The 14,539-nt window shown below is 41.7% G+C and carries 13 protein-coding genes and 1 tRNA gene; 6 read left to right on the plus strand and 8 right to left on the minus strand.

Annotated features, from left to right (window positions below; translation table 11 throughout):
* Positions 1-111 precede the first annotated feature (111 nt).
* Entirely contained in the window at positions 112-1,086 is a 975-nt protein-coding gene (locus AC19MV_RS10030) for a helix-turn-helix domain-containing protein (protein WP_498307360.1), read from the plus strand.
* A 93-nt stretch (positions 1,087-1,179) separates the two neighbouring features.
* Entirely contained in the window at positions 1,180-2,472 is a 1,293-nt protein-coding gene (locus tag AC19MV_RS10035; protein WP_498307362.1) for an OsmC family protein, read from the plus strand.
* Positions 2,473-2,621: 149 nt separating this feature from the next.
* Here AC19MV_RS10035 and AC19MV_RS10040 read toward each other — a convergent pair.
* Positions 2,622-2,706: transfer RNA gene (locus AC19MV_RS10040), tRNA-Leu, on the minus strand.
* 351 nt (positions 2,707-3,057) lie between these two features.
* On the opposite strand from AC19MV_RS10040, the gene AC19MV_RS10045 reads away from it, so the two are divergent.
* The gene (locus tag AC19MV_RS10045; RefSeq protein ID WP_188957269.1) at positions 3,058-3,189 is read left to right on the plus strand and encodes a DUF3149 domain-containing protein; all 132 of its coding nucleotides are present in this window, start codon (positions 3,058-3,060) and stop codon (positions 3,187-3,189) included.
* A gap of 119 nt (positions 3,190-3,308) precedes the next feature.
* Here AC19MV_RS10045 and AC19MV_RS10050 read toward each other — a convergent pair whose 3' ends face one another.
* Both AC19MV_RS10050 and tcdA read right to left on the minus strand, forming a co-directional pair.
* Positions 3,309-3,920: a superinfection exclusion B family protein gene (locus tag AC19MV_RS10050; RefSeq protein WP_432402846.1), complete on the minus strand. Its 612-nt coding sequence runs from the start codon at positions 3,918-3,920 to the stop codon at positions 3,309-3,311.
* 556 nt (positions 3,921-4,476) lie between these two features.
* On the minus strand, positions 4,477-5,274 hold the full coding sequence (gene tcdA, locus AC19MV_RS10055; protein ID WP_498307363.1) for a tRNA cyclic N6-threonylcarbamoyladenosine(37) synthase TcdA: 798 nt from the start codon (positions 5,272-5,274) through the stop codon (positions 4,477-4,479).
* Positions 5,275-5,800: 526 nt separating this feature from the next.
* On the opposite strand from tcdA, the gene AC19MV_RS10060 reads away from it, so the two are divergent.
* A complete protein-coding gene (locus AC19MV_RS10060) occupies positions 5,801-6,841 on the plus strand; it encodes a porin (RefSeq protein WP_498307365.1) in 1,041 nt (346 codons plus the stop codon).
* 131 nt (positions 6,842-6,972) lie between these two features.
* Here the strand turns inward: AC19MV_RS10060 and AC19MV_RS10065 are convergent, their stop codons facing one another.
* From AC19MV_RS10065 to AC19MV_RS10080, 4 genes are all read right to left on the minus strand, one after another.
* Positions 6,973-7,290, minus strand: a complete 318-nt coding sequence (locus AC19MV_RS10065) for a putative quinol monooxygenase (protein WP_432404707.1) — start codon at positions 7,288-7,290, stop codon at positions 6,973-6,975.
* A 16-nt stretch (positions 7,291-7,306) separates the two neighbouring features.
* A complete protein-coding gene (locus AC19MV_RS10070; protein ID WP_498307367.1) occupies positions 7,307-7,768 on the minus strand; it encodes a GNAT family N-acetyltransferase in 462 nt (153 codons plus the stop codon).
* Positions 7,769-7,904: 136 nt separating this feature from the next.
* Positions 7,905-9,521 carry a DHA2 family efflux MFS transporter permease subunit gene (locus tag AC19MV_RS10075; RefSeq protein ID WP_498307369.1) on the minus strand — a complete coding sequence of 539 codons (1,617 nt, stop codon included), beginning with the start codon at positions 9,519-9,521 and terminating at the stop codon, positions 7,905-7,907.
* A 1-nt stretch (position 9,522) separates the two neighbouring features.
* A complete protein-coding gene (locus AC19MV_RS10080) occupies positions 9,523-10,617 on the minus strand; it encodes an HlyD family secretion protein (protein WP_498307371.1) in 1,095 nt (364 codons plus the stop codon).
* 96 nt (positions 10,618-10,713) lie between these two features.
* On the opposite strand from AC19MV_RS10080, the gene AC19MV_RS10085 reads away from it, so the two are divergent.
* The gene (locus AC19MV_RS10085; RefSeq protein WP_432404695.1) at positions 10,714-11,649 is read left to right on the plus strand and encodes a LysR family transcriptional regulator; all 936 of its coding nucleotides are present in this window, start codon (positions 10,714-10,716) and stop codon (positions 11,647-11,649) included.
* A 242-nt stretch (positions 11,650-11,891) separates the two neighbouring features.
* Positions 11,892-12,014, plus strand: a complete 123-nt coding sequence (locus AC19MV_RS10090) for a hypothetical protein (RefSeq protein ID WP_432404692.1) — start codon at positions 11,892-11,894, stop codon at positions 12,012-12,014.
* Positions 12,015-12,288: 274 nt separating this feature from the next.
* Here AC19MV_RS10090 and AC19MV_RS10095 read toward each other — a convergent pair whose 3' ends face one another.
* On the minus strand, positions 12,289-14,310 hold the full coding sequence (locus AC19MV_RS10095; protein ID WP_498307373.1) for a multiheme c-type cytochrome: 2,022 nt from the start codon (positions 14,308-14,310) through the stop codon (positions 12,289-12,291).
* Positions 14,311-14,539 lie beyond the last annotated feature (229 nt).

Raw genomic sequence — 14,539 nt, forward strand, 5'->3', positions numbered from 1 at the left:
CAATCACAACCAAACAGGCCCTAGTACAGATATTAAATTAACACTGTAAAATGGATAATTAAGTAATAAAAGTTATAATATTTTTGAGGCTACTAACGAGATTTGTCACTTATGAATAGCATGCCCCCAATATCATCGCATTCCTATACCGATGCACTTGAAAGTGTTCAATATAAAAATGGTCAGCCCCTTTTTATATTTGACTCTCAGACGCCCTTTACCTTAACTAAATTTGAGTTGATGAATGAGTCTGGTCATGCAACCTATCCTCACCACCATGATTTCTACGAAATACTTTATATCACCGAGGGGGAAGGGACACACATTATAGACTTTGAGTCTTATCCGATTAATCACTCATCCTTTTATTTCCTCTCCAAAGGACAGGTTCATTTTTGGCAACTCTCCAAACCATTAAAAGGATATGCACTACTGATCCCTGAAGAGTTTTTAGCATTCCCGAACTCAAATATTATCCGTGCCCATGACTTTGCTTTCTTCCACAATGTAGCAAGTGACCCCTGCCTTTCTGTTATTGGAGAAAACCAGACTAAACTGATAACTATGCTGGAAGGAATAGAAGAAGAACTCCATGTGGAGGTGAATTCCAGCCTGTCAATCGTCCGCGCTTACCTTCACATATTACTTATGAAGCTTCATCGATTGTACTGTACTGAACATATGGGTAAGCACTTAGAGGATAGATCACCATTATTGCGTCAATTTGAACAACTGGTATCAGAACACTATATCACTGAACATTCGGTCAAGGACTATGCACAAAGAATAGGAGTGAGTCCGAATCACCTTATTGATACTGTTAAAGCCGGTACCGGATACGCTCCGGGACAGATAATCCGTAATAAAATTATTTTAGAAGCTAAACGACTATTAAGCCACAGTGATCTATCAGCTGCAGAAGTTGGTTATCGTTTGAACTTTGAAGATTCTTCATACTTTGGCCGTTTTTTTAAACGCGAAACGGACATGAGCCCAACGGCTTTTCGTAAACAAATACGGGAGAAATTCAACATTTCTTCAGCATCACTCACTAGAACCGAAAAAAGTGCCAGAATAACCGAATAGAGTCACTTCACCGATCCCGCTAAACATCCGAATATATACCTCAGACGTTATCAATACTCGTTTCTAAAATTCGTTATATATGAGGTATCAACAATGAAAACCCAATTAAGCACACTCGCAACCTTAATCGCAATATTGACTTCTGGTTACGCAGTTTCTGCGCCAAACGACGAGGGTCAAACCGAAAAAATATATCAAGTCGAAACCAGACTAGATAATTATACGCGGCCGACAACCTTTACCCCAGTTAAAGCGGTGGCTGAAAATGGTGCTATTTCAGAAAACATTATTACTTCGACTCAAAACATCTTGAATACTAAAGCGCCTTTTCTTAAAAAAGGCATGGTAAAGATTGAAGGCGAAGATGAGTTTAGTGCATGGGAGTTTGTTAGTGACGAAGGTGGCTCTGGCCATGATCAAACGGCACCAAACCCACTCACATATTATGCGGTTGGCTCAGCGTCAAGCCTGCTGACTCAGCTTGAGAGAGCGATTCAGGTATTAGGCCTCGATGTCGAAGATGTAAAAGTAGAATCAAAAATATTCTTCAGATGGCAGGATACAATGACAAGCACTTGGTCTGGTCATACAGACAAAGTGATTTCAAACATTCTAATCACAAGCGATGAGTCTCCGGACAAGATCAAAGAGCTAAAACAAATGGCACTGAACGCCTGGGCAGTGGGCGAAGGCTTAGCCAATAAAACCGTCATTGATTCTGACATAATAGTCAATGCTGATGATTGGGCGGGCCTCAAACCTAGTCATGGTAAGGTTGAAACTCCGGTTTCTCTGGATAATGGCTTTCCGATTACAAATGTCACTGCAGATCTCACATTTCAGACAATGGAAGTAGAACAAGATCTTGCATTGGATATGCACCACCTTCCAAATCCGTTGGTGTTCCCTGAGATTGCAATTGCAGAATCAGCCCATGATACCGACAGGCCATATATGCATAGGGTTAGAGCAAAATCTTTAACTGAAAACTATGCAACATGGGATCTTTACTCCGATGACAGCCGTGGCTACGAAGGTAAAGATAAAGCACCTACATCACGGGACTACTTTACGATCGGTACTTCTTTCTGCCTAATGAGCCAACTTACAGCGAACAAAATGTACTTCCAGAAACAAGGAGTGAACATCGAGGACTTCCGAGTTGAGCACCAGTTTAACTTCCAGCAAGAAAACTTTATGACACCAGCAATGACCGGCACACTTGATAGCGTGATAACCAGGATCGTTGTACAAAGCGAATCTGCTACTGAAGAAGCCATAAAATACGCCAAGCAATCACTACGAACCTGCTTTGCTGGTGAAGGGATCCAGAATGCTACTGAAATGGAAAATAATATTTATTTAAACGGTAAGCTTTTGAAGTGAGCTTTCTGGCTGTGATTAATTCTTTATTGTGGTTGTCAGTACAGGATTATTTTATTTTCTCGCGACTGAAAATAACAAGCTTTTATATTTACCATTGATTTATAAGCATAAAAAAGCCCCGTTCAATTAAGAACAGGGCTTTCAAATAATGGTACCTGAGGTCGGACTCGAACCGACACGCCGTGAAGCAGGGGATTTTGAATCCCCCATGTATACCAATTTCATCACTCAGGCAAAATCTTGTGAGCTTTATAAGCTGTGCAAAATCATCTAAATAAATATCTTTGCAGAACTTACGACATCACTAATCAAAATTCAATTGTTATTGTCACAATTGAGTGTTGGCGATTATACCTTTGCTTTTGACAATGGCAAGCCCTTTGATGATTCTTTTGTGTAAAAATCAACTGATTGCTCAAAAGTCATTCGCATTACCTATTCTATATTCTATGGTTGTTTTTGTGAGCTATTTAGCAAAATTAACGAAATGCTAATACTGAGGAGACGAAGGTTGATCGAGATCATTATTGTTATCACTTTTTAACTTTATGATAAACATGATTTCACATTCAGAGGATAAGAGTCATGGCATTTTGGTTAGATTTAATGTTTGGAAACGCAATAGGATTACTTTCTATGATTGTCATTTTTTGCACATTCGGAATCATGTCTTATCTAATGTGGATGTTTGTTGTGAAGTCTGCTCCGGTTAAGTAAGTCGCTTAATCGGCTAAGTTATTTTACTGCTAATATTTTACTGCTAATTGTTCAACACTTCCTTGCGAATGATACAATTAGGGGGCTTTATAGCCCCCATTTTTTTATTGCTGTGTGCTTTATGCTGCATGCTTTCTTGCTTGCACAAGACCATTCACAAATTGCGGCCTCGTTTTAATAAGATAACTCATCTCTTCTGCACTGGGTTCTCCAGCAGGTAAACGCAATACATCACGATTAAGATAAACGCGTGCCTGCATCGAAATTTTATAGTCCGCTGTCGGCCCCTGAATTGCGTAATGACGCTCATTACCGAGTGTTTCCAGAATATTCGTATTGACTAAGTTTCTCACTGCTAGCTCATTTTGCGGCAGCGTCAGAATAGTCTGCCCTTGCAAGAAAAACTCTCGCAATAAGGCTCTTTCAGCTGGGTCTAATAATTTAACCTTAGCTTCAATCGTTTCAACTGTGCGTTTCTGGCGTAAATTAACAATGGCCTCATCTACCACAAAAGCAAATAATTGACTGAGAAAATAGGCTACACCTATGATTAAACCTAAGCCAATAAACTGACCATAATCACTCACAATATTTGCTAAAGCGAGACTCGCCAAAATATCTTTAGGGGCAAAAAGCAAAGCTGCACAGGTTACGACTCCCCATGCCATTACACTGACGAACACACGCTTGCCGTTTAGTAAATTCATCGAACCGATTTTCATTTTCATCATAGCCTACTCGCAGTGTCAGATTTTTGAACTTAACCCAAATAAAGCAAAATTGGTGCCAAGAGGTTTAGATGGGGGTAATAACACTTAAGTGGCTGACTATTAATAGTAAAACCCCTAATCACACTTCAATATATGCCGATATTAGAATGCTAATAGAGCCAAATAACCCACGATTTTCAAATATCGATGCAGTTATACCAATCCGCATTAATAAGTGAACACTCAGAATGCGTCCAGCGGTTTTTGATTAAGGTGTCGCTAGTAGCCATGGTTGTTCCCTTTCAAATAGCGAGATCGCAGAGCAAAAGCGGCTGAACGGCTCGACAAGGCAGATACCAATAAGTCATGGTGTATCACATAGAGCGTATTAGTATAAAAGACGGTGGAGAGGACAATTAACGTGATGTGAACTCAATATGGGTGTGGTTAGCTACAACCGCCAATATTAGGCTAATAGACGTAGGGTCAATCTTGTCATAGAAGTTATACATAGCCTTGGCAATGATATTCAAAGGCTATGTATTCTGGGCAATGCTAGGCGTTGTAAGCCGATGGCTTACTTTGCTGCTAACTTAGCTAATACTCGGCTCACGGCCACAAAAGCAAAGGTGCCAGTAACCATAGTGATTGCACCAAATCCAGATGCACAGTCCATGCGCATACTGCCTTCTGCAGTTGCCTTGGTATTACACACGCTACCGTCTGCTTGTGGGTAGACTAAATGCTGAGTGGAAAAAACCGCATCAACGGCAAATCGACGTTGCACGTTTTTGCTAAAATTATATTCTTTACGCAGTATGTTGCGCACTTTAGCCAATAAAGGATCTTGGACGGTTTTAGCTAAATCGGTCACTTGAATTAACGTCGGATCAGTCTGGCCACCCGCGCCGCCAATCGTCACTAACGGGATTTTATTACGCTTACACCAGGCGATTAAGCCTGCTTTTTGTTTAACCGCATCGATGCAATCAACCACATAATCAATCGTACCGCCTCGCGATGCCGGAACAAAGTATTCGCCTAAGTTATCTAACGTCACAAAGTCTTCGACTTCATTAACAATACACTCTGGATTGATCTCGTTAATCCGTTTTGCCATTACCCCAACTTTCGACTGACCAATAGTAGAAGTTAACGCATGAATTTGGCGATTGGTGTTTGTCACACAAATATCATCTAAATCGATGAGGGTGATTTGCCCTATACCACTGCGCGCTAGCGCTTCGGCGACCCACGTCCCTACTCCGCCAATCCCGACAACCACCACATGGGCTTGTGAGAAAGTCGTCAATGCCGCTTGACCGTATAAACGCCCCACGCCAGCAAAACGATGAGTATAAGATTCAGACAACATGGATTACGCCTCGATTAACGACCAATTTCGCTGGCGATTCTAGCTGATTTCACGCTAAAGCTAAATGTTTGTTGCTGATAAACGAGTAACTGACGGAGTCGCACTACTTTGGATGCCGCTACTTTTTATAGCAGTCACTTGATTTGATTAATTATCAGCCTTACTAGACTAAGGTCTAGTGATCCAAGTCGTTAATATATTCAACAATTAAATTAACATACGCTAAACTACTGGATTATCGCTTTTGTTGTTGTGCGCTAGCCTATTTATTAATAAATAGGAACATCCCAAAAGAGGTATATCTGCACTGAAATGTGACAAAATTTGATAAATCATCGCCATTGTCACAGTTTTCTGCACAAATTTTTAGGTAGGGCCAGTTTATTTGATCTAGCCCACACTATGACGATGCTAAATCTGTAAAAATCTGCACCAGATTGTTACAGGATAGTCTCTGCAACAGACTTCACTAACTAAAACCATGAAAAATGGAATATAGAACATAACGTTCTAGGGAGCATGAAAGATGAAAAAGACCTTAATCTCTGCATCGGTAGCCTCAGTACTTACACTCGTTTCTTTTGCTACGCTTGCTGAAGGCCCAAGTTTCTATGGTCGTTTGGATTTAGCTGTAACTAATTCTGATAACGGCTCTACAACGCAAAATGGTAAAGAAGGTACTGTGTTAGAAAATAACTTTTCTAACTTAGGCGTTAAAGGTAGCGAGAAAATCAGCGACGGTGTTGAGCTTCTATACCAAATGGAATTCCAAGTAGAAAACACCACTCAAACTAAAGACAGTGGCGGTGATGAGGTTGCATTTAAATCACGTAACACTTTCCTTGGTTTAAAAACCAATGCAGGTACCGTACTTGTAGGTCGTAATGACACAGTATTCAAACAGTCTGAAGGTGGCATCGATTTATTCGGTAACTTCAACGCTGATATCGACCGTATGGTCGCAGGACAAGATCGTAAAGCTGACGGTATTTGGTACTACTCACCAGTCATTGGTGGTTTAGTGACATTAAATGCTACGTATTTAATGGAAGACAACTACACAGATGCTGACGGCAAAGATTCGTACGAAGACCAGTACGCGTTAAGCGCAACGATTGGTGATAAAGGCCTTAAAGCTCAAAACTACTATGTAGCAGCTGCTTATAACACGATTGGTGGCATTGATGCATACCGTGGTGTGGCACAAGTTAAATTAGGTGACTTTAAACTAGGTGGTTTATACCAAAATACTGAAAGCCAAACTTCTGATCAAGAAGGTGATTCTTTCTTCGTTAACGTATCTTATGACTTAAACGGCGTAAACTTAAAAGCTGAATACGGTCAAGACGATGCTGGTTTTGGTAAGTACTACAAAAACATCAAAGATGCCACTGGCACTGATGTTGACGTAACCAATATTACTATTGGTGCTGACTACCGCATTTCTAAGTCAACGCTGGTTTATGGCCATTATGCAATGTATGAAGGCGACCATAAAGTGGGTACTGCAACTGTAGATTTAGAAGATGATAACATCTTCACTGTTGGTGCACGTTACGACTTCTAATCATCTTGATGCCAGCATAAGCTAGGCAACTTTAATGATAAAAAATGCCAGTCTAATGAGACTGGCATTTTTATGTAAGCACCTTTTTAGTAAGCACTTATAAAACGAATCACAACGACGGCTTAAGCGCCTTACGCTATCACTTGATTAAATACTTCCACATGATGCGACTCAACAAGCTCTGGCATCACATTGTGAAAGTAGTGCTCAATGGCATCTTTAGCACAATGCTTGTCAAACGCAGCCCGATCGACAAATTTTTCAACAAATGCCACTTTACGATCATCTTCAATACTGACATTTAATTCATAGCGAATACAACCCAGTTCACGGCGAGTATCAGGCACTAAACTCGCTAATGCTGCCAATAATGCATCACGCTTACCTTCTTTAGCTACAAACTGCGCAACACAAACAATTTGTTGAGTATTGATTGAATAATCAGACATTTATATTCCTTAACATTTATGAATAAGTAAGCAGCATATCAAGATGTGGTATTCCGTCTTCAAGATACACTTCAGAATTAACAACAAAACCAAGCTGTTGATAAAAATGACGTAAATAATCTTGAGCACCAATTTGAATATGATCATCTGGCCAGCGTTGTTTTGCAATGGCTATTGCACGCTGCATTAATTGATTGGCTACGCCTTGACCTCGCGCTGATTTAGCCACAGCCACACGGCCGATACTGGCTTGAGGGTAACTGACATTTGGTGCAAGTATACGACTGTAAGCTACAATTTCTTGCTGACTATTAATGCCGAGTAAATGCCTTGCATGCGCATCTTTGTCTTTTCCATCTAATTCTGGATAAGGACAATTTTGCTCCACAACAAACACATCAACACGCAGTTGTAACACGCCATAAAGCTGCTCTAAAGACAATTCAGTAAAGCCCACATCTAACCAAGTTAACGACATTTTTCACCTTAATCGGTTGTACTTGTTCCCTTTTAAATAGCGAGAACGCAGAGCAAAAGCTTCTGGGGTATTCCTTTAAACTCTCGCTGAGTCATCACTTATTAACGCGCAATGGTATAAGATAATACTATCATGATTAATGCACTTCATTCGGCTGATCTGAGCCACTTTTTTCGAGCGGTTTTCGAATCAGTAACACCGCGATGACAGCGATAAAAAGCAGACAAGACATAATAAAAAATACGTCGTTATAAGCTTGAACATATGCCTGTTGCGTCATACTTTTAGCCAGTAAAGCATAAGCTTGTGCATTGGCGCTTACAACATCAGAACCAGCACTTTGTAATATCGAAGTTGTGTCATTAATATACTGGTATGCTTGCGCACTCACCGCGGGCAATGTTTCTTTAATATGAGCTAGATGCATACGAGACAAGTTATCACTTAGCGTTGCCACCAGCGCAATACCAAAGGCGCCACCGAGATTACGCATCACATTCAATACCGTCGATGCAGAGGCATTTTCATGTGCTTTAAGATGCATCGTCGCTAAAATACCAATAGGCACTAAAATAAACGGTTGCCCTAACGCCCTGACGATTTGTGCTGTAATCATTTGATCGCCAGCATAATCAATTGTCATATGGCTGTTCATATAATAACTGATTGAGAAAAGTGCAAAACCAATGGCAGCTAAGTAACGAGGATCAAAACGTTGCATCAATTTAGGCACTAGCGGTAACACTAATAATTGCGGAAAGCCCATCCACATGATCACTTCACCAATTTCGAGCGGCGTGTAATCATGAATTTGCGACAGATATAACGGGATTAAATAAATGGCACCAAATAATGCCATGCCCAATAAAAAGTACGCCACGGTAGACAAGGCAAAGTCACGTTGTCCGAGCAACCTGATATTGACCAAAGGTTGGGGTTTGCGTAATTGGATCCAAATAAACAAACCAATATTGATCACAGCAATGATTGCGAGGTTACGAATAAGATCAGAACCAAACCAATCTTTACGATTACCCTCTTCTAACACGACCTCTAAGCAGCCCATTCCCAGTGCCATTGTAATAATGCCGGAGTAATCTGCATTTTTAAGTTTGTCCCAAATAATGGGTTTACGCTCCAACCCATACGCCAGCATCACCATCACTAATATGCCCGGCGGCACGTTAATATAAAACAGATAATGCCAACTAAACTGCTCTGTTAACCAACCGCCTAGTGTTGGGCCAATAGACGGAGCAAAAGTCGCCGTAACGCCAAACAATGCCATGCCCATGGCGCGTTTACTGTCGGGTAAAAACTCAAGAATAAGCCGAAACGCTAATGGAATAAGCGCGCCACCAAAAAATCCCTGCAATGCACGAAAGGCTATCATCGACTCAAGGTTCCAAGCCATTGAGCACAATATTGAGGCGACAATAAAAGCCGCCGTGGTCCACAATAAATAACGTCTGGTCGATAAACCCGTGCTGAGCCAGCCAGACAAAGGAATAGCGATCATTTCGGCGACTAAATACGCGGTCGCGATCCAACTACCTTCTTCTAGCGTTGCACCTAAGCTGCCTTGAATCTCTTTCATTGATGCATTGGTGATTTGAATATCCAAAATCGCCATAAATGCGCCAATAAGCCCACCTGCTACCGCAATCCATGAGCGATAACTGCCACGTTGATACCCTGTCGGTTTATCACTAGGGACTTGATTAGCATCTAACTCTGTCACTGACTGGCTCATATTAACGCCCTGCAGTGACAGCGGCCGAATCATTAAAGTTCGCTTTAGCGGTGGCATGTGCTTGAGTTGCACTCTCGGTGTCGACCTTAACGACTGCACTCAGTCCAGGTAAAATACGAGTTTGGGCTATCGCCGCATTTTCGTTATCAATACGGATCCGCACCGGAATACGCTGCACAATTTTAGTAAAATTACCGGTAGCATTTTCAGCCGGCAACAAACTAAATTTAGAACCAGAAGCAGGCGCTAAGCTGTCGATAAAGCCATTAAGTTCTTCATCCGGATAGGCATCGAGTGTAACTTTAACAGCCTGACCAGGTTGCATATGTTCGATTTGAGTTTCTTTAAAATTGGCCGTTATCCATACCTGTGAGTCGGGCACTAAGCTAAACAATGCTTGCCCAGGTTGCACGTACTGCCCCACTAAAGCACCACGCTTACCAATAATGCCTGAAAATGGCGCAGTAATTTTGGTATCAGCTAATTGAATATTGGCCAATTCAACACTCGCTTGGGCTTGATCTACGTCAGCTTGAACTTGCAATAACTGGGCATTAAACACTGACAATTCACGCTGCTTTGCCACTAATGCCGCTTGCGCCTCATCAACGTGTGCCGATGCCGAATCAAAACTGGCCTGGAGCTGATCAACATCGTTTTGCGAACTGTAATTGCTCACCTTCAGTTTTTGCGATCGAGCTAACTGCTGCTTGGCAATTAACTGATCCGACTGCGATGCAACCACAGCCGCTTTGGCTTGATTGATCAAGGCTTGTTGTAAATCCACTTTCGCCGCCAACGTCTGTAAATTGGCTTGCGAACTGGCTAACAAAGCCTGACTTTGAGCGACACGCGCCACAAACTGACTGTCTTCTAATTGTGCAAGTACATCGCCTTGATTTACATGCTGATTATCGCTCACCGCCGATTGCACAATATAGCCAGGTACTTTGACACTGATACTTGAAATATCGGTCTCCACGTAGGCGTTATCGGTCGACTCAATAAACCGCACTTGTAACCACCAATAAACGCTTGCGATAACGACCGCCAGAATAAGACTTGGCACTATGATAAAACGTTTATTTATAGACATGTTGAACTCCTAATTTATTACCTTCTAGTTTACTACTGTTTCGTGTAGTTTATTAGATAGCTAAAATTCAACCCACTGTTCCACAGGTGTAACAATATGGATCTCAATCGCGTTCAGATTTTCTCGCAAGTAGTAGAGCAAGGCAGCTTTACCGGCGCAGCTAAAGCCCTTGGGATCACTAAAGCGACAGTCAGCCGTAAGGTTGCCGAGTTAGAAGCTGATGTAGGGGTACAGCTCTTATTTCGCACCACTCGGGCATTAAAGCTCACCGAGGCGGGTTCAAGTTATTACCATCGCATTAATAAAATTTTGCAAGATTTACAAAGTGCAGAAGACTTACTAAGTGCCAGCCAACAAGACATTAAAGGCAACTTAAAAATCATAAGCCCTATCGAATTAGGGCAATTATTTTTGGGGCGTATTTTCGCGCGCTTTCTTGCCGCTTACCCAAACATCACTATCGATGCAGAATTGACTAACCGTAAAGTGGATGTGATTGAAGAAGGAGTAGATTTTTTATTCCAAATAACAGAGGTTCATGACCCCAAATTACAAAGCTACTCACTGGTGACAGCCAGTAGGCAACTGATGGCCAGCCCCGACTACCTTAAACGTCATGGCACGCCAAAAGTCCCACAAGATTTAATGGATCACACTGCGATAAAATTACAATCGGCGCACATCAATGGTGGTTGGCGTATATTTGATGGTAAGCAGTGGGTTGATCTTGATCCACCAGCACAACTGAAAGTGAATAATGTCACTTTTGCACGAGAAGCGGCCATCGAAGGGCTTGGCATCACAGCGGTGCCCGTCATTATTGCCCAAGAAGCGATTACAAGTCAGCGACTTACTCCGATTTTAGAAGACTTTCCAATGGCACAAACTAAAGTGACATTAAGTTTCCCTCAACGGGTATATATGCCACGTAAATACCTTGTTTTTATCGAATTTCTTTATGCTGCACTCATTGAAAATTGGGGCGATAATGTATTAGAGATCCCCGACTTTATTCATGTGAAGTCACGTTAATACATCATTGTATTGCGGGCATATCTTTATACTTTTGTCGTCTAGCTCTAGCGCTAAATAATCTATCGATGTTATAGATATTTTTGCTCAACTTGGTGCTAGTATCGGTTTAAGCTTTTAGCCAACAGGATGCTTATCTCAACGCTATATTCGCATTACTTATACTTGATATTGTGATTCATATATTGTTTAAAATTTTTACAGAGTGATCAAAGCCCTGAGCCATACACGGAGTAAATAACATGAGCAAAGAACGTAATAATTCAAAAGAGTCAAAGAAACAACCCTTGCTATCGTTAAAAGAAAAACGTGCAGCAAAAGATGCGAAAAAAGCCCCAAGCTCTTCAGTCATCAAAGGCAAATAGCCTCGCCTGTTGTAAGATAAAAAAATACCGAGCCATGAGCTCGGTATTTTTTTTTACAGTTTAAGCCTCTCAATATTTAAGAAAAAAGTATCATTCTTTCAATGACCAACAAATAAGCCCATTGCTTAAATACGCAAAAAAGCGAGTTTAACTTAGCGGAAACGTTAAAAAGATCGTTAACTCATCCATTATTGAGACAAAAAAAGGGATCAAATGATCCCTTTATTTTATGGCGCTATTTCGTTAGCTAATGAGGCTAACGCCATAGTACTGTTTAACGTTCAAACTTGTGGTATTTCTCGATACCAAATGAACGGCCTTCAGCATGACATGTTGCACAAGATTCGCCGGTAGGTTGAGTAAACCAAGTTCCGTCGTTACCAGAGCCTTTTTCTGCACTGATTTCACCACCGTTTAACTCCATGTGATTCAGAGCCTGGTCACCATTATGACAGGCAAAACAGTTTGCAGTGATTGGGCTAGCCATTTTAGTTTGGTCGCCATTATTAAATGCTTTAGCACGAATATATTGATTCGGTATTGCATTTAAATCAACGCCATCAGCATGACAAGACACACAGTTAACAGCACTTAATTCAGTGGCTGAGTTAGCAATTTTATTGCCATCTGCATCTGTTTTAGCACCCGATAACGCACTACCAACACCCCAGTGCATGCTGTGCACCATAGGGCCAAAGCCTGGGGCTGAGTTTGCTGCGCTACGGTCTTGACCGTTGTTATGACACGCTACGCAATCATCGCCACCGTCGTTGTAAGCACCATTTTTATGGTAGTTAGTTTCGCTGTTATGACAAGTCGTGCAGCTATCACTTGTTACAGCTAAACGACGTTCGTATTTAACAACGGCCCCAGTAGTTTGATCGACAGCATCTGAATAGGCAGTAAATGACATTGATGTTTCACCATCATCTTGCACCCAACCAGGGTAGCTTAATGAGATACGCGCCGTTGCCATAATACTTGCTTGATCAAAACCACTTGATGGCGATGGGAAACAATGCGTTCTTGAGCCATCTGCGTTATCGGTTTTAACTTCATTATTGCCTTGTCCTGCAAAACGGCCAACAATAGACTCGTTATAATAACCATGTAAGTATGCACCCGCATACACAATCGGCTTACCTACAACGTTTGTGGCACCAGATGTGTCACCATCTTTGTTGTATAACGCACCAATATTGACCTGAGTTTTGCTGCCGCTACTCACGTCAAATAACGACATAGTGGTACACCAAACACCCGCATCATTTTTTTGTGGTACGGTGGTTTCAGCAGTGTAACTCACGCGCATTGCTTGCAAGGTTTCTAAACCACTTTTGTTCAAGTGGAATGCTCTTGCATCAAACTCACTACTGTTGCTGTTGCTCAATACTTTTGCAGCACTTGAACTGCTAGAGGTGTTATGACAATCGGCACAACCGTTACCGGCAAGGCTGGTATTCATCACAGGCTCAGCATGACAGGTATAACAATTAGCCGGAACAAAGTCTTTTTCAAAATTTTGGTGATTGATGTGTCCCAGCTTTTGCATGGTGTTTTTCGCATAACCACCGGTATTTAATGAGGTGCCATCTGCTGCAACATCACGAGGTACGTTGTTATGACACACCATACAACCACCGACAAAATCGACTTCGCCATCGGTATTTAATGCCACATAACCCGCATGTTTAAGGTCAGATGCAGCATAATCAACGTGGCATGAGTAACATGTTTCTGTTGTTGAGGTGTGCATCATCTCAGGTTTAGCAATAAGCATGTAAGGTGATTTGGCAATATCGCCGCCGCCCACTTGCAAGCGAATTAATGCTTCTGTGTCAGCTTGCACACCAGCCATTGGCGCGACTAATTGATAATTGCCGTTATCAAGTAAGGTTAACGATGCACCTGTTGTTGGCGATGAACCGCCCACTGTCGCATTACCCCCAACGCTACCATCGCGGCTGCGTTGCATACCATTCTCGGTTTTAGCGGCAAGGTAGACCGACGCATCAGTTAAGCCGGTGATGGCGTAGCCTGATTCATTAGTAATACCAAACTCTACGGTTACCATTCCGTCTGCAACAATATGATTAATAAACTCCACATTAGTCATCGTGGAGGCACTGACTGTTGGTGCGGTTGCATCTGCACCAGGAGCGCCAGGTAAACCAGGTGTTCCGACTTGCCCAGCTGCGCCATCTACACCATCTTTGCCATCACTACCACAGGCGATGACGCCCATAGATATCGCGATTAGCAGTGCTATTTTGCACATTTTTATTGTTTTCATCATTAACTCCAGCGTCGCTTAAACGACTTATCACTTTATAGGTATCTTGCAATCGTAATAGTAATGTAGAACCGCAAAACGCTAGGAGAGGTAACTCACACTCTTTGTGCAAATAAATCGCAGATATGTTGATTTTATGTTAAAGCATGACGTGCATCATATTTATGGTAAAAACCATCTTATTTTTAAGGTATTTTTAAGGATTTAACGCGTGAATAAAATATGCTTAGAC

The sequence above is a fragment of the Shewanella sp. MF05913 genome (assembly GCF_059758095.1).